Annotated in this window: 13 protein-coding genes; 9 read left to right on the forward strand and 4 right to left on the reverse strand. The window is 36.4% G+C overall.

Features of this window, described 5'->3' with window-relative positions:
* Positions 1-663 precede the first annotated feature (663 nt).
* The 7 genes from rfbA to MM213_RS16895 all read left to right on the forward strand — a co-directional run bounded on the left by rfbA (position 664) and on the right by MM213_RS16895 (position 8,126).
* On the forward strand, positions 664-1,542 hold the full coding sequence (rfbA, locus tag MM213_RS16865) for a glucose-1-phosphate thymidylyltransferase RfbA (RefSeq protein ID WP_241414070.1): 879 nt from the start codon (positions 664-666) through the stop codon (positions 1,540-1,542).
* 218 nt (positions 1,543-1,760) lie between these two features.
* Positions 1,761-2,915: a glycosyltransferase family 4 protein gene (locus MM213_RS16870; RefSeq protein WP_241414071.1), complete on the forward strand. Its 1,155-nt coding sequence runs from the start codon at positions 1,761-1,763 to the stop codon at positions 2,913-2,915.
* A 260-nt stretch (positions 2,916-3,175) separates the two neighbouring features.
* Positions 3,176-4,324, forward strand: coding sequence for a DegT/DnrJ/EryC1/StrS family aminotransferase (locus MM213_RS16875; RefSeq protein WP_241414072.1), 1,149 nt, complete (start codon positions 3,176-3,178; stop codon positions 4,322-4,324).
* The gene (locus tag MM213_RS16880) at positions 4,317-4,925 is read left to right on the forward strand and encodes a sugar transferase (protein ID WP_241414073.1); all 609 of its coding nucleotides are present in this window, start codon (positions 4,317-4,319) and stop codon (positions 4,923-4,925) included. Before MM213_RS16875 ends, MM213_RS16880 begins: the two co-directional genes overlap by 8 nt.
* An 18-nt stretch (positions 4,926-4,943) precedes the next feature.
* Positions 4,944-5,537 (forward strand): acetyltransferase, encoded by a 594-nt coding sequence (locus MM213_RS16885; RefSeq protein ID WP_241414074.1) that lies wholly within the window; start codon positions 4,944-4,946, stop codon positions 5,535-5,537.
* Between the two features lie 109 nt (positions 5,538-5,646).
* Entirely contained in the window at positions 5,647-7,530 is a 1,884-nt protein-coding gene (locus tag MM213_RS16890; RefSeq protein WP_241414075.1) for a polysaccharide biosynthesis protein, read from the forward strand.
* Between the two features lie 194 nt (positions 7,531-7,724).
* On the forward strand, positions 7,725-8,126 hold the full coding sequence (locus MM213_RS16895; protein WP_241414076.1) for a hypothetical protein: 402 nt from the start codon (positions 7,725-7,727) through the stop codon (positions 8,124-8,126).
* Between the two features lie 149 nt (positions 8,127-8,275).
* Here the strand turns inward: MM213_RS16895 and MM213_RS16900 are convergent, their stop codons facing one another.
* Together MM213_RS16900 and msrA are read right to left on the reverse strand one after the other, a co-directional pair.
* Positions 8,276-8,884 carry an alpha-ketoglutarate-dependent dioxygenase AlkB family protein gene (locus tag MM213_RS16900; protein ID WP_241414077.1) on the reverse strand — a complete coding sequence of 203 codons (609 nt, stop codon included), beginning with the start codon at positions 8,882-8,884 and terminating at the stop codon, positions 8,276-8,278.
* Between the two features lie 300 nt (positions 8,885-9,184).
* Positions 9,185-10,285 (reverse strand): peptide-methionine (S)-S-oxide reductase MsrA, encoded by a 1,101-nt coding sequence (gene msrA, locus MM213_RS16905; RefSeq protein WP_241414078.1) that lies wholly within the window; start codon positions 10,283-10,285, stop codon positions 9,185-9,187.
* A gap of 424 nt (positions 10,286-10,709) precedes the next feature.
* On the opposite strand from msrA, the gene MM213_RS16910 reads away from it, so the two are divergent.
* Positions 10,710-13,406 (forward strand): M14 family metallopeptidase, encoded by a 2,697-nt coding sequence (locus tag MM213_RS16910; RefSeq protein WP_241414079.1) that lies wholly within the window; start codon positions 10,710-10,712, stop codon positions 13,404-13,406.
* Between the two features lie 900 nt (positions 13,407-14,306).
* Here the strand turns inward: MM213_RS16910 and MM213_RS16915 are convergent.
* Entirely contained in the window at positions 14,307-15,152 is an 846-nt protein-coding gene (locus MM213_RS16915; protein ID WP_241414080.1) for an OmpA/MotB family protein, read from the reverse strand.
* Between the two features lie 329 nt (positions 15,153-15,481).
* Positions 15,482-18,358, reverse strand: coding sequence for a triple tyrosine motif-containing protein (locus MM213_RS16920; RefSeq protein WP_241414081.1), 2,877 nt, complete (start codon positions 18,356-18,358; stop codon positions 15,482-15,484).
* 245 nt (positions 18,359-18,603) lie between these two features.
* On the opposite strand from MM213_RS16920, the gene MM213_RS16925 reads away from it, so the two are divergent.
* On the forward strand, positions 18,604-21,684 hold the full coding sequence (locus MM213_RS16925) for a SusC/RagA family TonB-linked outer membrane protein (protein ID WP_241414082.1): 3,081 nt from the start codon (positions 18,604-18,606) through the stop codon (positions 21,682-21,684).

The raw sequence follows: 21,684 nt of genomic DNA on the forward strand, positions 1-21,684 counted from the left end.
CTTTACGGTGTTAGTTTTACCATAAAGCAAACGATAACTGATAAAATAATAGTGGTCAAAAATGTCATTCTGACAATACTGACCACTATAATAAAATGGTCAACATGGTCAGATTGACAGTGGTCAACATCACCGGAATCTTAACCCTAGATTACATTAACCTTCATTTAACGGGGTGGTCAACATCATCAGAAAAAAGTGGTCAACATCACCGGAATAGGTGGTCAAGATGGTTCGGAATATACAGTTAATCGTTAATCGTTAATCGTTCAGTCGTTCAACGTTAATACAAAAACCTCTATTAACGCTTAACGCTTTTAACGCTTAACGCTCTTAACGCTTAACACTTAACCATCAGTTCAGTCGTTCAACGTTAATTCAACAACCTCTATTAACGCTTAACGCTTTTAACGCTTAAAGCTCTTAACGCTTAACGCTTAACCATCAGTTCAGTCGTTCAACGTTAATCGTTCATCGTTCAACGTTCAGTCGTTCAACGTTAATTCAACAACCTCTATTAACGCTTAACGCTTTTAACGCTTAAAGCTCTTAACGCTTAACCTTAACGCTTAACACTTAACCATCACCTCCTCTCTTTTTCCCCAAAAAATGCTTTCATTTAAAAATAACCCTTTTGTATTGATTTGTTTTTAAATTTGTGGAATGAAAGGAATAGTATTAGCAGGTGGGTCTGGAACAAGACTCTACCCGATTACCAAAGGAGTATCAAAGCAACTTTTAGCTATTTATGACAAACCGATGATTTATTATCCGTTGTCTGTATTGATGTTGGCAGGAATCAAGGAAGTCTTGATCATATCTACCCCTCAGGATCTGCCAAATTTTATGAATCTGCTAGGTGATGGGTCGGAATTGGGAATGACCTTTGCGTATAGAGAGCAGCCTAGCCCTGATGGTTTGGCTCAAGCTTTCTTGATAGGAGAGGAGTTTATAGGAAATGATGATGTCTGTCTCGTGTTGGGGGACAATATATTTCATGGGCATGGGCTCACACAAATGCTGCAAAATGCTGTAAGGACTGTCAAAGAAGAAAAAAAGGCGACTGTCTTTGGTTACTATGTTCAGGATCCCAATCGATATGGAGTAGTGGCCTTTGATCGATCTGGGAATGTGTTGAGTATTGAAGAGAAGCCGGAGGATCCCAAAAGCAGTTATGCTGTGGTAGGGCTTTATTTCTATCCAAATTCCGTCATAGATATTGCCAAAGGTATCAAATCAAGTGAGCGAGGAGAGTTGGAAATCACTTCAGTGAACCAAGCTTATTTACAAGCTGAAAATCTTAAAGTGGAACTGATGGGAAGAGGCTATGCATGGTTGGATACAGGTACACATGAGTCTATGATGGAAGCTTCGAACTTTATCCATACAATAGAAAAGCGTCAAGGTTTGAAAGTAGCTTGTTTAGAGGAGATTGCATACGAAATGGGATATATCAGCGATGAAGAGCTATTAGCTTTGGCAGAACCACTGAAAAAGAATGATTATGGAAAATACTTAATCAAAAAAGTAGGTAGGAAATAATAAAAAATTGAATTTTTTATCTAATCTCATTATTATTAGTTCTTGGTACAAAGTCCCTGTAATTGCATTTGTAATGCATTTTAAATGATTTATTGCAATAGATAGATTTTTTTTCACTTTAAATAAGTAATTTTTGAGTACTATTGATTTGGATGTTTTTGTGATTTAATTTTGAATTTTAATTGGCTTCTGTTTACCTTTGTTTAAATTAGCTTTTTATGGTGACTTTTCTAGCAATATGCACGGCTTTCCTGATCGGGTTTTTAATTACTCCGGTTTTGATCCTTATACTGAAGAGATTAAATCTCATCGATGCTCCTGGGGGTAGGAAAATACATAACGGTTTTATTCCATCTATGGGAGGTATTAGCTTCGTTGTAGGATCAATTATATCTATACTGGCCTGGTTTTCCATGGAGCAGCTTATAGAAATAAGGTTTTTTCTAACGGCATTTGGCTTGGTTTTTATGCTTGGACTCAGAGATGATATGGTAGATCTCTCTGCCTGGCAGAAAATAGGTGGACAGTTAATAGCCGCTTCGATCGTAGTAATTTTTGGTGATATAAGATTCTCAAGTTTATATGGGTTTATGGGTATTTATGAAATACCAGATATCATCAGCTATATCATCAGTATCTTTACGATAATCGCTTTGACCAATTCTTTTAATTTGATAGATGGTTTGGATGGTTTGGCAGGTTCTGTAAGTGTGGTCACCTTTTTGTTTTTGGGATGGTGGTTTATGCAGGCGGGAATTGTTAGTTATTCGATGTTCGCATTTATATTGGTTGGTGCTGTGCTATCCTTTTTGATTTTCAATTGGCACCCAGCAAAGATCTTTATGGGAGATACGGGTTCACTGAGTTTGGGCTTTGCCCTCTCAGTCATGACGATATTTTTTGTAGATAGCAATGGTACTATGAATGATTATGAAGGGTGGAAATTTAGTRCCCCTATTGCTTCAGGTATTGCGCTTTTGATCATTCCAATTTATGATACCTGTAGAATTTTCACTAAGAGGACAATGAAGGGTAAATCACCTTTGGCAGCTGATAAAAGTCATATCCATCATTTTATGATGAGGATGGGGTTAAGACACGATCAGGTCACACTTACAATTGTGTTGATCAATACATTTTTTATATCGATAATATTCCTTGGCTCAAACTTGAATGATCACCTTCTTGTGCCAATTATAGCAGTAATTGCAGTAATACTGGGGCTGAGGCTAGATGTAATCACGCTTAGTAGGGTCAAAAAAATCCATAGACAAACACCACCTATTCTGTCATTGAGAGAAAGGAAGAAAAAGGTGGTTAGACCTACGGTAAACAGGGAGTTGCTCGAGAAGGTAAATATGACTCAAAATTAATTTCTCTTTAATAGATTCGTGGTTTTTACATTTTTTCAGTTACATTAGATTGAAAATACAGTATCTACAAAGTATAAGCAAACCAAATTGTTAATAGATTGACTTTCAAATAATTCTTTTCCTGATTTTTGATTGTGGTATTTCAATCATTTTCAAAAAAAGAAAATTTCTTTGTTGACAAAAGATAAGAGTGTCAAACTGTTAGTTTTGATTATTGCAAAATTGTGGGTAGTTCCTGAATTGTAAATCACCCAAATTAAATGTCGAAGCCTATTCTATTGTCCTCACCAAATCTGGAAGGGAATGAAAAGAAATATATTGAGGAAGTGTTACAGTCACCTTTTCTAGCTGCAGGAGGCTCTTTTTTGGAGAAGTTTGAAAATGGATTTTCCCCAATCATTTCACCTTACAATCTTATCGCCTTGAATTCAGGGACATCTGCTATACACATGGCATTGGTTCTTTTGGGGGTTTCAGCCGGTGATGAAGTGATTTGCCAATCATTTACATTTTGTGCCTCTGCTAACCCAATTATCTATCTTGGAGCAAAGCCGGTTTTTGTAGATAGTGAAGAAGATACCTGGAATATCTGCCCAATTGCTTTGGAGGAAGCGATAAAGGACAGATTGAAGTTAGGAATCAAGCCAAAGGCAATCATCGTTGTAGATCTTTTTGGGATGCCGGCGAAATATGATGATATATGTGCTATTTCTGAGAAGTATGAAATTCCAATTATAGAGGATGCTGCCGAGTCTCTTGGTTCTAGCTATAGAGGGAAATCTTGTGGTACTTTTGGTAAGCTGGGGATTTTTTCATTCAATGGCAATAAAATCATCACTACGGGAGGCGGTGGAGCGTTGATTTCTGATGATGTGAAATTACTCGAAAGAGGGAAGTACCTAGCAACTCAAGCAAGAGAGAAAATTCACTATTTTGAGCATCATGCTATAGGGTACAATTACAGAATGGGGAATGTCCCTGCAGCAATGGGGTTGGGTCAGTTAGAATTGCTTGATGAAAAGGTTTCAAAGAGAAGATCTGTTTTCACAAACTACGTCAAGTTATTGCATTTGTGTACTGGTCTTTCTTTTTTGGAAGAGATCGAAGGAGCTTATTCAAATCGTTGGTTGACGACGATTCAGATAGATGAGGAGGTTTCAGGATTTGACCGTGAGATGTTGAGAACTGCCTTGGAAAGTGCGCAGATTGAAAGTCGTTATCTTTGGCAACCTCTTCATATGCAATTGGCTTATAAAGGGATTCCGTATTATGGTGCTGACAATGCAGAAAATATTTTCAAAAAAGGTTTATGCCTTCCTAGTAGTGCTCATTTGACTTTGGAAGATCAGACAATAGTAGCCAAAGTGATCCTGAATCTCTATCAAAAAGCTTCTATATCAAATGTATAAGTTGTACGGCAAAAGGGCTTTAGATCTTATTATGGCGATCTTTTTGTTCCTGATATTCTCACCAATATTTGTTTTGATCTTTTGTTTGTTGTTTTTCACAAACAAAGGGGCTGTATTTTTTTTTCAAAATAGACCTGGTTTGAAAGGTGAAGTATTCAAAATCATTAAATTCAAAACCATGAAGGACGGGATTGACAAAGATGGAAATCCACTTTCTGATGCTTTAAGAATTACTAGAATTGGGTCATTGGTCAGAAAAACATCATTTGATGAATTACCACAATTGTTTAATGTGATTAAGGGGGATATGAGCATGGTAGGGCCAAGGCCTTTATTGGTAGAGTATCTACCTTTATATAACAGTAGTCAATTACAAAGGCACAATGAGAAGCCTGGAATTACTGGATGGGCACAGATAAATGGGCGCAATGCCATATCGTGGGAAAGAAAGTTTGAGTTGGATATTTGGTATATTGAGAATGTTAATTTTTTCTTAGATTTGAAGATTCTATTGTTGACATTTGGTAATGTGATAAGAGGAAAGGGTGTCTCACAACAAGGTCACGTGACAGTAGGGCGATTTTTGGGAAGTGAAAAATGAATAACTAAATCAGCAGATATGTATATCTATGGTGCATCGGGACATGCAAAAGCAATTATTGATTTACTGGAAGATCAGGATTTAGTCAAAGGAGTGTTTGATGATGATGATAATAAAGTCAGTATTCTCAGTTATGCCGTAAAACAACCAAAAAATGAAACATTGCCAGTTGATTACCCTTATGTAATTGGGATAGGGGACAATAGAATACGGAGAAGAATAGCTGTTGAGAACCTTGAAGGTAAAAAATTTTCAAGTGTTTTTCATAGTTCGGCAAAAGTGTCAAACTCAGTCAAAATAGGTGATGGGACTGTATTGATGGAGAACTCCATTGTAAAAATTGATAGTATAATTGGAGAACATGTCATTGTAAATACAGCATCTACAATTGATCATGATTGTGAAATAGGGGATTATGTCCATATTGGTCCAGGAGTGACTTTATGTGGTGGGATTTCAATAGGTGAAGGAACTTTGGTAGGTGCCAAGTCGGTGGTATTACCAGAAGTTACTATTGGAAAATGGTGTTTGATTGGTGCCGGTAGTATAGTGCACAAGGATGTGCCAGATGGGGCTGTATGGATAGGTTCATCCATCAAGCCTGCACTTTGATTATTGTCAATATTGTAAGAAGTTGAATATATTGATTATATTCAAAGGATCAAATACAGTCTATATTTGAATGATTAGAATGAAGGTGAATTTCAGAAATTTAAGAATCATGCCTAAGTGGGTGATTTCAATTCTTGATGCTTTCGTATTAGGTCTGTCAGCACTATTGGGATTTCTGATTAGGTATAACTTTGATTTTACCATTGCAGATATATTGGAGAATGCATTTGGGATTTTTGTCTTTGTGGTATCTGGTGTTTTTGTATCCTTGATTACCAAAAGTTATGATGGGATAGTCAGGCTAGTCGGGATCAAAGATGTTGTGATTTTGTTCAAAACCATAGTGTTAAATATACTTTTAATAGCGGGTTTGAATCTTTTTTCAGAATACTTCCTCAACGCAGAATATTTTGTTCCTACAGCAGTATTAATTATCGCCTCTTTACTTTCTCTGGTTTTTTTGGTGATATACAGATTCTTGTTTAAAGAGTTGTTGGTGTATTTAAAGACAGGGAGTAATGAAAAGAGCGACAGGGTTGGATTGATTTTTGGGGCCGGGGAAGCTGGTACGATTACCCTTGAAGTAATCAAAAGAGATAGCAATACCAATCTTTTTATTCATGGTTTTTTGGATGATGATCCAAAAAAAGAGGGTAAACAAATCGACGGGAAAATAGTATATAGAGGCCTTAGTAGACTAGAGGAAATTGTAAAAAAGTATAAAGTCACTGAGCTAATTATCGCGATTCAGGACCTTTCAGTCCAAAGAAAAAGAGAGATTACAGATGAATGCCTTAAGTTAAATCTGCATGTCAGCATAGTTCCGCCTATCAAGCATTGGGTGAATGGTGGGTTGCAATCACAAGCAATAAGAGATGTGAAAATTGAAGACCTTCTTGGTCGTGATCAGATTTCTTTGGATAAAAACAATGTTAATGAAGATTTGAAGAATAAAGTGGTCTTGGTGACGGGGGCAGCAGGTACAATAGGTAGTGAATTGGTTAGGCAGATTGCATATTATCAACCGAAGTTATTGATTTTATTGGATCAGGCAGAGTCACCTTTGTATGAGTTGGAGCAGGAGTTAAAGCAAAGCATGTTGGGACTTAAGTATGTGGCTATACTATCTGACGTGAGAAATAGGAGAAGAATGAATTTTGTATTGCGGACATATTTGCCAAATGTGATTTTTCATGCAGCAGCTTACAAACATGTGCCTATGATGGAAAATTATCCTGAGGAATCCATTAAGTGCAATATTTTAGGTACGCAAATTTTAGCTGATTTGGCGGTAATCATGAAGGTTGAAAAATTCGTACTCGTGAGTACAGATAAAGCTGTGAATCCAACTAACGTAATGGGTGCCACCAAAAGGGCAGCAGAGATTTATGTACAGTCATTGAATACATATTTGGAAGAAAACCATAAACAGCATTATACGAAGTTTATTACCACTAGATTCGGCAATGTGTTAGGCTCCAGCGGTTCTGTGATTCCTTTGTTCAAAAACCAAATTTTGAGAGGTGGTCCAGTGACAGTAACGCACCCTGATATTACCCGATATTTTATGACTATACCAGAAGCCTGCCAATTAGTATTGGAAGCTGGTGCTATGGGTAGTGGAGGAGAGATTTTTGTTTTTGACATGGGGCAACCCTTGAAAATTTTAGATTTGGCAAGAAAAATGATACAGCTTAGTGGGAAGAAAAATTATGAGGAAATAAAAATAGAGTTTACAGGTTTGAGAGATGGAGAGAAGTTGTTTGAGGAATTGCTCAATGATTCTGAGACTGTTAGAATTACACACCATCCAAAGATCCTTATTGCCAAGGTAACTCCAGTGAATTTTTCTAAAATAGAAGGGCAAATCTTATTATTGAGCAAATTGATTGAAAGTAGTTCAGAAAATGACCTCGTTTCACATTTAAAAGCCATAGTTCCAGAATATGTGAGTAGTTCTTCTAGATTTGAAATCCTTGATAGAATGAATTGATAGTTCGAGTATCCGTAAAGACTCACCTTGAGTAAGGGGAGGCTTCAAAATTTACAGATACTTGGTCATCTTCACCACATCGCACAATCGAATACAGCTGATTGAAATGTACTTTACGAAATTATAATTGCTACAGGAAATAAAGGGGACACACATAAAAAAAACCTAAAATAGACTCTTTAAAAAAAGAAAGTATGAACAAATATGTAAAAATCGGGATTTTCGTCTTAGTCGTGGTGCTTTCAGCCGTCGTTTATTGGAGATACTTTTTTGTCTTTAGTGAAGGGGTAAAGGCTGGGAATTTAAATTATTTTGAGAAAAAAGGTTTTGCTTTCAAAACATGGGAGGGAAGATTGGTTCAAGAAGGTTTCCAAAGTCCTACTGCCGGTGCTTTACAAAGCAATGAGTTTAGATTCAGTGCACAAGGTGATGAAGTAGCCCAGAAATTGGAAAGGGCAAGTGGGAGATTTGTAGAACTTCGCTACAAAGAATATCTTCACCCAGTTCCTTGGAGAGGTGCAAGCAATTATGTAGTGATTGAGGTTTTGGACATTTCGGAATCCAAAAAAGGAACTGAAGGAGCTCCATTTAATTAGGTCAAATTGAAATTCAAAAATGATGGGATTCAGTTGTTTCCCTCAATTGGATTTCTTTTCGCAGATATGATAAAGTGTGTCAGCTTCAGATAAATCTGCTGTGATGTAAGCTTAATACATAGTGGATATGCTTATGGTATTTAGCCAAATTATCCAAGAATCTTTCTGAAAGTCAGATTGATTCTTGGATTTTTTATTTTTTTGCTTTTGGGCAACTGATGTTCCCAATACTGCTGTGTATCTCCTTGCATCAATAGTAGAGATCCATGCGCTATATTTATAGATTTTTTGAGCTGCTTTTCATCATATTTTCTAAGCTGAAACTCCCGGGTAGTCCCAAAACTTACTGAGGCTATCAGTGGTCTATTGCCCAAAGACCTTTCGTTGTCTCGATGCCAACCCATGCTGTCTTGCCCATCCCTGTAATAATTAAGCAAAACATGTGAAAATTCAGTTTGACAAAGTTCTTCAATACTATTTTTTATCTTTATCAGGTGGTGATTCCAATCTTTGGCTTGCATTTCTATTCCTGAATATTTGTACGCTATTTTTGGATCTCCATAGAGGGCTGTTAATCTTGGTTGCATGATCTTTTTACCAAACATCCAAATGGGTTCTTGAATCCATTCAATGTCTTCTTGTAGTGCTAAAAACAGTTCATTACTTAAAGAATCGGGAAAGAAGTTTGGGTAATAGATAACGTCTCCCTTATTTTTAATCACCTCAATAGGCTGTCTGTCGTTAAATAAACTATTCATATATGTTTTATATGTATATCCGTTTTCATATCAGTAGAATCTAAATAATTGAATTAACCTGTGATTTCGAACCAATATCAATAAATATCTATTAGTATCAGTTTGCCAAAAAACAATCATTTAATTGATTAGTGGCATGATTGCGGATAATCATAATGTTTTAATATGTATTTCATTTTAAAACAAGTAATTAGATTTCATTCGGAAAATACCTTGAATTAAGCTGCTGTCCACAGTCGTCAGCAACGTAATTTTATCTGAAAATCTACCTTCTGATGTCATTGCAGGTAATCGTAAAATTTAATCTACCAACCACAGATATTGTCCATAGCCTTCTGTTTCCATATTATCTTTTGCGACAAAACGCATTGCAGCTGAGTTCATACAGTATCTCAAATTCGTTGGTTTTGGTCCATCGAAAAACACATGACCAAGATGTGAGTCACCAAGCTTACTTCTGACTTCTACTCTTATCATCCCATATTCTCTATCTGTGGGCTTGTCAATCAATCTTGCATCAATAGGCTTTGTAAAGCTTGGCCAACCTGAATAGGACTCGTACTTGTCAGAAGAACTGAAAAGTGGTGCTCCCGATACTATGCACACATAGATCCCTTTTTCTTTATTTTCATTGTAAAGGTTAGAAAATGAAATTTCAGTCGCATTGTTCATTGTTACTTCATACTGAAGTTCATTGAGTGTCTTTTTTAATTCGGCTTTAGATGGTCTTGTATATTTTTCCTCTGGCTTTGAAGGCCAATGTTCAGCTATGAACGCATCCCTTCCAGATCCTTTACGATAAGCATAGTATTCCTCTGGATTCTTTTTGTAATAGTCTTGGTGATATTCTTCAGCTTCATAGAAAGTGTCAAATTTCACAATTGGCGTGACGATTGGTTTTTTGAAAATTCCTGATTTATCAAGTTTTTTCTTAGAGTCTTCAGCTACTTTTTTTTGTGTAGAATTATGGAAAAATATTGCTGATTCGTATTGGGAGCCTCTATCATAAAAAGATCCACCTGCGTCAGTAGGATCAAATTGCTGCCAAAAGATATCAATAATCTCTGAATAACTGATTACTTCAGGATTGTATGTGACTTGTACAGCCTCTTTGTGACTTGTTTTGCCTGCGCTGACATCAGCATAAGTAGGATTTTTTTCTTTTCCGCCAGTATATCCTGAAACTACTGAAACTACACCCGCAACATTTTCGAATGGAGCTTCTATACACCAAAAACAACCACCTGCAAAAGTTGCCAATTCCACAGGGCCTTTGAATTTTTCTTCCAAATCATTATCCTTTTCCTTCACTGAACCATTTTTGGCTTCAGAACAAGAGGCTAGAATCATTGTAAATGAAATTGTGAGAAAGAATATAAATTGATGAATTGTATTTTTCATAAAAGGAATAGATTGATTAGTTATGGTAATTCTTAAGTTTTTTCACTTACAAGTTACAAACAGATAGTTCAGCTGAATTGTTGCAAAAGGATATCTCAATATACGTTCCTTCATACAAAAAGAGATCTAATCACGGATAATAGGACCCTTGGTCTGTGTCCCCAAAGACCAAAAAATGACTCTCAAATACCTTGGTCTGTGTCCTCACAAACCAAAGAATGATTCCCTCAGTCAGTGTCCTCACAGGTCAAAATATTTAAATTAAAATTTGCTAACCTTATACCAAAACTTAAGAAAGCAATTTCCTTGACCTTCAAGCAAGTTTATTCCATACCAATCAAACCTAATTAACTCCGATTATAGATGGGCGTTTTGATGTGGAGGATTCAGCCTGTATTTTTAGAATAGCAAATAAAATAATACTATGAGAAAAATATACATCCTGTTGATTTTTGTGATGATATCTGTTACTGTGAGCAATGCGCAGCAGATTCCTACACCCAAAGAGCATTTTGGATTTGAGATTGGCGATGACTATCAGCTTGCAACTTATGAAGCCACAGATGCTTATTTTAGAAAAGTGGCTGCGATCTCAGATCGGGTTAAGTTTGTCGAGATCGGCCCTACAGAGGAAGGCCGTCAGATGCCAATGATGATTGTGACTTCTCCAGAGAACCATCAAAAACTGGACAGATATAAAGAAATCTCCCAACTCCTAGGTCGTGCGGAAGTGTCTGAATCAGAGGCAAAAAAACTTTCAATTGAAGGAAAACCGGTAGTTTGGATAGATGGAGGATTACACTCCACAGAGACTGTTGCTTCACATCAGTTGATAGAAACTTATTATCAATTAGTATCCAAAGATGACTCTGAGACACTACAGCTTTTGGATGATTTGATCATTCTTTTGGTGCATGTAAACCCAGATGGCCAAGAGATTGTGACCAATTGGTATATGGGACAAGAGGATTTGGAGAAAAGGAATATGAGAAGTCCATACATGTATCAAAAATATGTAGGACATGATAATAACAGAGATTTTTTCATGAATAATATGAAAGAATCAACGAATATTTCCCTTCAGCAATACGTAGAATGGATTCCTCAGATTATCTATAATCACCATCAAACTTCTCCTGCTGGCACTGTAGTGGCAGGACCTCCTTACAGAGATCCTTTCAATCATGTTTTTGATCCATTGATCATGACAAGTTTGGATGGGGTTGGTGCTGCAATGATCAATCGCTTGAATGCAGAAGACAAGCCTGGATATACAAGGTTGAGCGGTTCTGTATTTTCTTCTTGGTGGAATGGTGGGTTGAGAACGACTCCTTATTTTCATAATATTATAGGTATTTTGACAGAAACTACCGGAAGTCCTACACCTTCCAATATTCCACTTGTACCAGATAGGTTGATACCAACCCATGCTACACCATTTCCAATTGAGCCTCAGCCTTGGAATTTCAAAAAATCCATAGACTACTCAGTTTCGATGAACTATGCTGTATTGGATTATGCCAGAAGAAATTCGGACGCACTCTTGTTCAACATTTATAAAATGGGAAAAAATGCGATAGACAAGGGGAATACCGATTCTTGGACAAAGTACCCAAAAAGAGCTGCTGCGATCACCGAAGCATATAATGCCGATAAAGATTCAGAATCAAACAACTTCAGGAGAGGAGTGATGCCAACTGAATATTTTGATAAAGTATTTAAGGATCCCACATTACGAGATCCGCGTGCTTTTATTCTTTCATCAGACCAAAAGGATTTCCCTACAGCAGTCAAATTTATCAATGCTTTGATAAAATCTGGGGTAATGGTTCATAAGGCTTCTGCAGATTTTTCACATAATGGTAAAAATTATCCAGCAGGTTCATACATCGTCAAGACGGCTCAGGCCTTCAGGCCGCATGTATTGGATATGTTTGAGCCCCAAGACCATCCAAATGATTTTCAGTATCCAGGAGGACCTCCTGTAAGGCCTTATGATGCCGCAGGATGGACACTTGCATTTTCTATGGGTGTTGAATTTGATAGGATTTTGGATGATTTTGAAGGATCTTTTGAGCAAGTTCCCTATGGTGAAATCCAATCCATGCCAGCCCAAAAACTGGCTGATGGATCAGGATATTTGATTGATGTAAGAGTCAACAATTCATTTATAGCTGTCAATGATCTTTTGAAAGCAGGAGTAGAAGTACAGAGGACTACTTCCGAGGTGGAAGGAATGCCTGAAGGCTCTTTCTTTGTAGGTTCCAGAGGCAAAAAAATATTAGAGAAAGCAGCTCAAGAATATGGTATCAATGCAGTTCCAACTTCAAAGCCACAATCTACAAAGAAGGTAAAGGCTTCAAGGATTGCTTTGTTTGACTACTACGGTGGCTCTATGCCATCGGGATGGGTAAGGTGGATGCTTGAGCAATATAATTTCCCTTTTGATGTAGTCTATCCACAAGAGATTGACAAAGGTGATTTGAACAAGAAGTACGATGTAATTCTATTCGTAGGTCCAGGAATACCCGGAGTTGGAGATTATCCATCAAGAAATCAAGCCAATCCAGACGATATTGATTCGCAATATCATTCCTTGTTAGGTACTTTGTCAACTGATAAATCAATACCGGCGATAAAGAAATTTATGGAGAATGGTGGTGATGTAATTGCTGTAGGTGCTGCGACTACTTTGGCTTACCACTTGGATCTTTCTGTAGAAAATGCCTTGGTAGAAAAAACAGATGATGGAAGGGAACGAGGGTTGACAGGAGATAAATATTACATACCAGGGAGTATTTTAAAAGCAAATATCAATCAAAAAAGTGCGGTTAATTATGGAATGGGGGAGACAGCAAATATGATCTTCAACAATTCACCAGTATTTAGATTGTCTGATGAAGCTCAAGCAAAAGGCGTAAAGCCTCTAGCATGGTTTGACGAAACTTCTCCACTAGTGAGTGGTTGGGCATGGGGTGAGTCATATTTGAAAAATGGCATAGTCGCTTTTGAAGCACCATTTGGAAAAGGAAAGCTTTACGCTTTTGGAACAGAGATCACCTTTAGGGCACAAGCTCATGGTACTTTCAAAATGCTTTTCAATAACCTATATGAAATGTAATAGATATGCACTAGTTCAAATGATCATGCGCCAAGTATTTTGGCATCATATATAAATTAAACATATAAATATAAAAAGGGCTTTTTCGGTAGAAAAAGCCCTTTTACGTTAATTAAGGTATGCAAAAATTAGCATATTAAAATTGAAAGCACTGGAAAATAGATGACACTCTTCAGCGAAGAATTTTTGACGTTTTATTGAGTTTTTGTGAAGACCTTCGAGGTTTTTTGAAACCTCAAAGGTCTCTTTGTCAATCTAAAATCTGAAGTTAGGGACTCGTTTTATTGAGTTTTTGTGAAGACCTTCGAGGTTTTTTGAAACCTCAAAGGTCTCTTATTCAATCTAAAATCTAAAATTAGGGACTCGTTTTATTGAGTTTTTGTGAAGACCTTCGAAGTTTTTTGAAACCTCAAAGGTCTCTTTGTCAATCTAAAATCTAAAGTTAGGGACTCGTTTTACTGAGTTTTTGTGAAGACCTTCGAGGTTTTTTGAAACCTCAAAGGTCTCTTATTCAATCTAAAATCTGAAGTTAGGGACTCGTTTTATTGAGTTTTTGTGAAGACCTTCGAGGTTTTTTGAAACCTCAAAGGTCTCTTTGTCAATCTAAAATCTGAAGTTAGGGACTCGTTTTATTGAGTTTTTGTGAAGACCTTCGAGGTTTTTTGAAACCTCAAAGGTCTCTTATTCAATCTAAAATCTGAAGTTAGGGACTCGTTTTTTTGAGTTTTTGTGAAGACCTTCGAGGTTTTTTGAAACCTCAAAGGTCTCTTTGTCAATCTAAAATCTAAAGTTAGGGACTCGTTTTACTGAGTTTTTGTGAAGACCTTTGAGGTTTTTTGAAACCTCAAAGGTCTCTTATTCAATCTAAAATCTAAAATCTAAAATTAGAGACTAGAAACTCTATTCCATCAAAGCAAAAAACTTATCCAAATCTGGGAGAATAATGATTCTTGTTCTTCTGTTTTTGGCCATATTTTCTGGGCTATCATTGTCAACCAATGGTGCATAGCTGCTTCTACCTGCTGCGATAAGTTTTTCTGGAGCCACATTGTATTTTGATTCCAAAGCTCGCACAATAGAAGTAGCGCGTTTTACACTAAGATCCCAGTTATCTTGTAAGACAGCAGTTGATATACTTCTTGGGTCAGTGTGTCCTTCGATCATTACTTCCATACTTGGTTCTGAATTGATTACTTCAGCCAATTTTTTCAACAATCCATCTGCATTTCTGCTTACTACATAGCTACCGGTGTTGAATAACAGTCTATCAGAGACTGAGATCATCACTACGGTTTTATCAATGTCTATCGTGATGTCTTCATTTTCTTCCGAAGATCCATCTGAGATAGATTTCTTCAAGTTGTATGATATCGCCAGGTTTACAGAGTCTTCCATAGTTTTGGCATTTGCTAATTTCTCAGGATCTACATTTGCCAAAGTAGCCTCTAGCTTTTTTCTGCTATTGTTAGACATAGGTACAGAACCGTCGAGACTAAATTTTGAATCGCTTGTTTTCCTCAATGAATTGATTTTGGCGTTGTATTCCTCGACTCTTTGTTCGATTCTTGCAAATCGCTCTTCCAAAATCCTATTTTCCTCTTCTAGTTTTTCCTTTTCTGATTTTGTTTCAGCAAGGTGAAATGATGTAGTATTCAAATCATTTTCAAGTGCTACATATTTCTTTTTGGATACACAGGATGCCATCAGTGATCCTGAAACTAAGGTGATTAAAATAATTCTTTTCATGTGTTTGTAATTTTTTTTAGTTGTCACATGGAATCTCGTATGGTTGATAACGATCGCATTTTGATACGTTTTCACCATTCTCGATTTCATAAGTTGGTTTGTTTTGATTTTTATGCATCATGCCAAAAACAAAGCCACACAAAAACATATTGTAATTTTTGTCATAAAAATGTTATCTTGTAAGGGTATTTAGTCTAAATTATCAACTTTTTATGGTAAAAAATATTAAAATTTTAAGACCCTTTGTGATGCATTTAACAAGATACAGTCGATTATTTCAGGATGATTTTACTTGTCAAATGAATGTCAAGGAAGCAGCTAATTACTTCTTAAAACTTTAAAATATATTCTTGTAAATTTTCAGATCTTTCTAGATTTAGTTTTTTCCGGAGTCTATATCTCGCGATTTCTACACCTCGTATTGATATATTCATCAAATAGGCAATTTCTTTTGTAGACAAGTTCATTCTGAGGTACGCACTCAACTTTGTTTCTTGAGGGCTGAGGCTGTTAAATTCTTTCTTGAACCTAGACATAAAGTCTCCATGAACTTGGTCGAAATGAATTTCAAACTGCTCCCAATCCTTATCTTCGGCAATGTTTTTTTCGATGTTTTTGATTACTTTCTGAAGTTCATTTTTCACTTCCTGATTTCTGCTCTTTTTGATTATAGAATTTAGATTGCTCCTCATGTGATCAATGAAGCCATTCTTTGTGATCAAATGCATCGTTGCAGTAGCTAGTTCTTTATCTTTGTTTTGAATTTCGTGTTTGAGTTTTTCTGTTCTCAATCTTTCCACTTCTTCTTGGGTGACTTTGAGTTCTGATTCCTTCTCTTCAATCACTCTTCTTGATGCTGTTTTTAGTTTTTGAGCCTTTTTCTGATATCTTTTTTCTATTGTTCTATAACCTAAAAATATTCCTACCAAAACAATTATTGAATATAGAAAGTAAGCGATTGAACTTCTATACCAAGGTGGTAAAATCCTGAAACTAAAACTAGCCTCTGGGCTGATTTCATCATATAGATTTTTACTTCTAACGTGAAATGTGTAATTCCCTTCTCTCAGGTTTGTATAGGCTTTTTCTCTTTTATCCACCCACTCTCCATAATCATTTTCAAGTCCTTCTAGCCAATATTGGAATCTCAAGTCTTTTTCATTATTCAGCGTTGGGTTGGTGCTTTCAAATCGAATATTACCCTTTCCGTAGGGTATTATTGGGATGTTTTTATTTGATTGATGTAATTTTTGAGTGTTGTCTATGGTCGAATTCCCATGGAAAATAAGGGAATCTGAGGCCCCTGTTAGATATACGGCACGGATTAGTGTTGAAAAATTTGTGGTTTGATACTTATTTTCATTGAGGTTAAATCTAATAAACCCTTCATTTGCACCAAAAAGAATTTCATTTCCTCTGATTATAGAAATATTTTGTAAATCATCATTGAGTAATGGTAGGACTTGATTGAATACTTGATAAGTTTTTGTGTATGTACCATCTACGTTTTTTTCCAGCACACCAATTTCAGTTTCTCCAATAAAATGGATATTTCCTATTTGGTCTTCTACCATGTAATGGATTAAAAAACCCTCATCCAAGTAGGGAGTGAAAAACTCATCTCTTTCGAATCGATTTTCATCTTCTTTAAACTTGAATATGCCTGCTTGAGATGTAAAAAAAAGTCTATTATTTATTTTCCAGACGTTGTTTAGGTTACTGGTGTATAATCCCGATTCTGCACCGAAGAATTCCACGTCCACATTTTTCAATCCTTCATCGAGTTTCAATCTGTATACGCCTTTGTATCCGTGAGCTATCCAAATGTATCCTTTTTCATCTTGCTCGACTATTCTGCTAGAGCCTGAAAAACCATTGATCTGCCTTAGGTATTTTATCCCTTCAGCAGTCTTTTGATATAAATGTAGTCCTGAGTAACTTCCTACCAGAATCAAATCTGAACTCCCCTGTAAAAGTTGAAAGTTCCATATTCCATTTGGACCTTCAATTTTTTTTGCTATTCTATCTTTAATCACAAAAACACCATCATTGTGAGCTACCAATAGATCATCTTGTATAGATTTTATTTGATATACTTGACCATTGGAGTTTGTTACTAGTTTGACATCTGACCATCCTTGATTTTTTTGGTCCTGAAAATACACACCATTATTGGTGCCGTAGTAGATGGTTCCTTTGTCAAAGGCGCTATTGTATCCTGTTCCATTCAATCCAGAATACTGATTTATTTTTCTAAATGGTAAGCCTAGCTGAACCATTGTAAGACCATTGTTATGCCCCAACCACAGATTCCCAGAGAGATCTTCAAATAGTGACACAATGGAGTTGTTATTGAGTCCATTGTTTTTATCGAATTGAAGAATCTTCTTTCCATTCAAATCAAAAATCATCAAGCCATTCAGTTGTGTACCTATAGCAATATGACCGTTCTTTAACAATAAAGCAGTATTGATAGTCCATTTTTTACTTTCATCCCATGCTGAATTGAAATTTCCATCCAATGAAAAAATACCATCATCCCTAGTGAATATCAAATAGCTTTCAGAATTTTCTTTTAAAATACCAGTAACTAACTTATCGCCAAAAACATCATGGTTTGTTACACTTATAAGTTCATTATTTTGAAGTGTTTTCAAACCTTTCCCTTGTTCATTGATGTACAATTGGTTATTGATAAAGTGGAAACTTTCAAAACTTGATTCACTTGATATGCTATATTTATATTTTTTGTCTTTGCCAAAAATGAATATTCTTTCAAATGTGCAGAAGAATAACTCGGTATTTGATATATATACTTTCCACACCTCTTCCAAATTTTGAAACATTTCAGGTAGTTCAGCTTTAAGGGACTTAAATATAAGATGGCCAAATTCATCTGGGGAAAAGTAGCCAAAATCTCCTTGACCTGATACATAAACTACCCCATTCTGATCAATTTGAACATGTCTTGTTTTGGCACCATTTGGGATTGCATATCTTCTCCACGTAGTGCCATCGTGTTCTAAAAGTCCATAGTTGTTGGCAATATATAGTAGTCCAGAGTTATTTTGAGTTATAGCATAGTTTTGAATTCCTCCTTGATATTCCTGACTTGAATAATACCTTGAAAAAGGCAAACCTAAGGTTTGACAAAGACAGTTTGTCCAAAAACTAATTAATAAAATGAATACAAATGAAAATTTCATTCTGATATACTATTGATCACTAGAGCAAGTTAATAATTTTTTGTTGATGTATTATAAACACATAATTTATGAGTTTTTTAAAAATTTCAAATGTCCCTTTTATTTCATTTAAATCGATACTTTTCCATTAAGTGTAGTGTTTTTGTGAAATCCATAAATTCAAAATGATGTATTTATGATGTATCTGTATTTTTTGTTTTGAGGAGGTATGTATTCAACTTGGGGTATCAATAAATCCAAAACAAATGAGAAAAATTTTATTACTGTGTTTTGCTTTTGCTTTGAATTTCGGAGCATGGGCACAATCTACTGTAACCAAAGGGACAGTTACAGATGAAACTGGTTTTCCGATTCCTGGAGTTAGCGTTCTCAAACTTAAATCGACCATTGGGACAGTAACAGATCTCGATGGCAATTTTAGTATCAATGCCACCACAGGTGATGAATTGCAATTTTCATTCATTGGTTTCAAATCGCAGACAATAGCTGTGGGAAGTAACTCCGAAATCAATGTAGTGCTAGAGGAAGATTTAACTAATCTAAACGAAGTAGTCGTTATTGGATATGGATCTGCCACTAAGAGAGAATTGACAGGGGCTACTTCTCAGGTGAAAGGAGAAGCTATAGAAGCTATGAATATGCCTAGAGTGGATCAAGCGCTTCAAGGGAAAATAGCCGGAGTCAACATCACTACCAATTCAGGTGCGCCAGGGGGTACATCAAACATCAGGATTAGAGGTATTGGCACCTTTGGTGACAATGATCCACTTATATTGGTGGATGGTGTAATCTATGATGCTGCCGGCCTCAATGCTTTAAATCCTAACGACATTGAATCAGTGAATGTGTTGAAGGATGGTACAGCAGGTATTTATGGTGTTAGAGCTGCAAATGGTGTGATTTTGATTGAAACCAAAAAAGGAAGTTTAGGATCAAAGCCACGACTTGATTTTAATGCCTATTATGGGGTGCAACAAACGGCCAGAAAACTAGACTTACTCAATGCAAGGGAATATGCAATCCTAAAAAATGAAGCTTTTGCTGCTGGTGGACAAGCTTTGCCTTTCAATAATACTGAATTGGGAGAAGGTACTAATTGGCAAGATGCTGTTTTCCAAGAAGCACCTATTCAAGAGTACAATATGACTGTGACTGGCGGTACTCAGAAAACTTCCTACTCTATTGGAGGATCCTATTTTGGACAGCAGGGAATAGTTGGAGGTCCGAAAGCTAATTTTGAAAGATACAATGCAAGGATCAATTTCACTACAGAAATAGCACCGAAAGTCAAGTTTACAAATGTATTGCTGTTTACTAGAGAAGAAAGCAGCGGCTTACCGCAAGGTGGTATAGGATCTGTTCTTTATAATACAATCAATGCATATCCTACTGAGACTATCAGGGTAGGGAATAGGTTTTCATATCTAGAAAATGTAAATGATATCATTAATCCCATTGCTCAGATGGAAAATACCTACAACAACACTTTTGTAAACAAAATTGTAGGTAAAGAAGAGATTGAATATAAAATCAATAATAATTTCACATGGACAGGTAGAGTAGGATATAACTATGCCATGGTAGATTCTAAGAGTTTTAACCCATTGGTATGGTACGGCCCTGGAAAGTTTGCCAATTCGGCAAGGAACGAAAACCTTGACCCGGTATTGGTAGATGTTGGAGGATTGGAAATTGAAAGAGGCGCAAGTGTCAATGAATCTAGAAATACCTTTTTAGATTATAACTTGGAGACATTCCTGAATTATGACAATAAGTTTGGCGAAGATCACAGAGTCAAAGGTATGTTTGGGCTTTCATTGGTGGGAAATAGAAGTGAAGGCTTGAATGGTGTAGGCTTCAATATCCCAAACAATGATTTGAACTTTGCGGATATCTCTGCCAACCAAGCTCCAGGTGGTTTCTTGAATAATGTTGGATCATTTCAAAGTAGGCAGAGACTCACTTCTGCTTTTATCAGAGGAGAGTATGATTACAAGCAGCGATATTTTGTCTCTGCAATCTTGAGAAGGGATGGTTCTACTAACTTTGGCCCAAATAACAGAATTGGTTATTTCCCTGCTATTTCAGGTGCTTGGTTGATATCAGACGAACCATTTTTCAATGTGAAAGCAATTGACTTTATGAAACTGAGAACAAGTTTTGGTGTGTCTGGAAATGACCAAATTGGATTATTCAGATACAGAGGTTTGTTGAACGGTTCTGCCACTTATGTTTTCAACGATTTGATCATCAATGGTGCAGCTATTGGTAATACAAGTAATCCGGATTTGAAATGGGAAACTACCTATCAGACAAATATTGGATTGGATTTTTCATTGTTCAATAGCATAGATTTCACAGCAAATTATTTTATCAAAAATACCAAAGATCTATTGTTTCAACCTGATGTTTCTGCTTTACTCGGATCTTACGGCCCAGGAGGTTCTCCACCTGTAATCAATGCCGGTGATGTATTGAATAGGGGGATTGAATTAGAACTTGGCTATGGAACCAACAGAAGTGAAGGGGTGAATTTTAGGTTTGATTACAATGTTACTTTCTTGAAAAATGAAGTGACTGCAGTTCCAGAAGGGTTTGAATTTATTCCAGGTGCTGCTTTTAGTGTTGGAGGTAATGTTGCAACTAGGTTCCAAAAAGGATTTCCAATTGGCTACTTTGTAGGATATCAGACAGATGGTATTTTCCAGACAGCAGAGGAAATTGCTTCCAGTCCAGTAGTTCAGCAAGGTGCACAGCCGGGTGATTTGAGATTTGTAGATCAAAATGGAGATGGAATTATCAATTTTGGTGATGATTCTGACAGAACTATGATTGGTTCCCCAATTCCTAATATGATTATGGGATTCAATTTTAATGTGGATTTCAAAGGTTTTGATGTTGGGGCAAATGTATATGCTGCTCTTGGTCAGGATATCATTAGAAACTATGAAAGACAGCAGCCTTTTGCTAATCAGTTAGCTTATAACATCGACAGATGGACAGGCCCGGGAACCTCCAATGAAGTGCCTAGATTGACTACAGGAGCTACTAGGAATACTGTATTCTCAGATTTCTATGTGGAAGATGGGTCTTTTGTTAGATTGAGAAACGTCCAGCTTGGCTACACAATTCCAAATACGATTTCCCAAAAAATAGGTATTCAGTATTTCAGATTTTATTTAGCGGCCAATAACCTTGTTACCTTGACAAGATATCAAGGATTTGATCCAGATGTGGGGTCGGGTAATCCACTTTTTGCAGGTGTCGATAATGGGATTTATCCTCAGGCACGCACATTTATGGCAGGTTTAAATATTAAATTCTAA

Origin of the sequence: Belliella alkalica (assembly GCF_022549785.1) — a bacterium.
GTDB classification, from domain to species: Bacteria; Bacteroidota; Bacteroidia; order Cytophagales; family Cyclobacteriaceae; genus Belliella; species Belliella alkalica.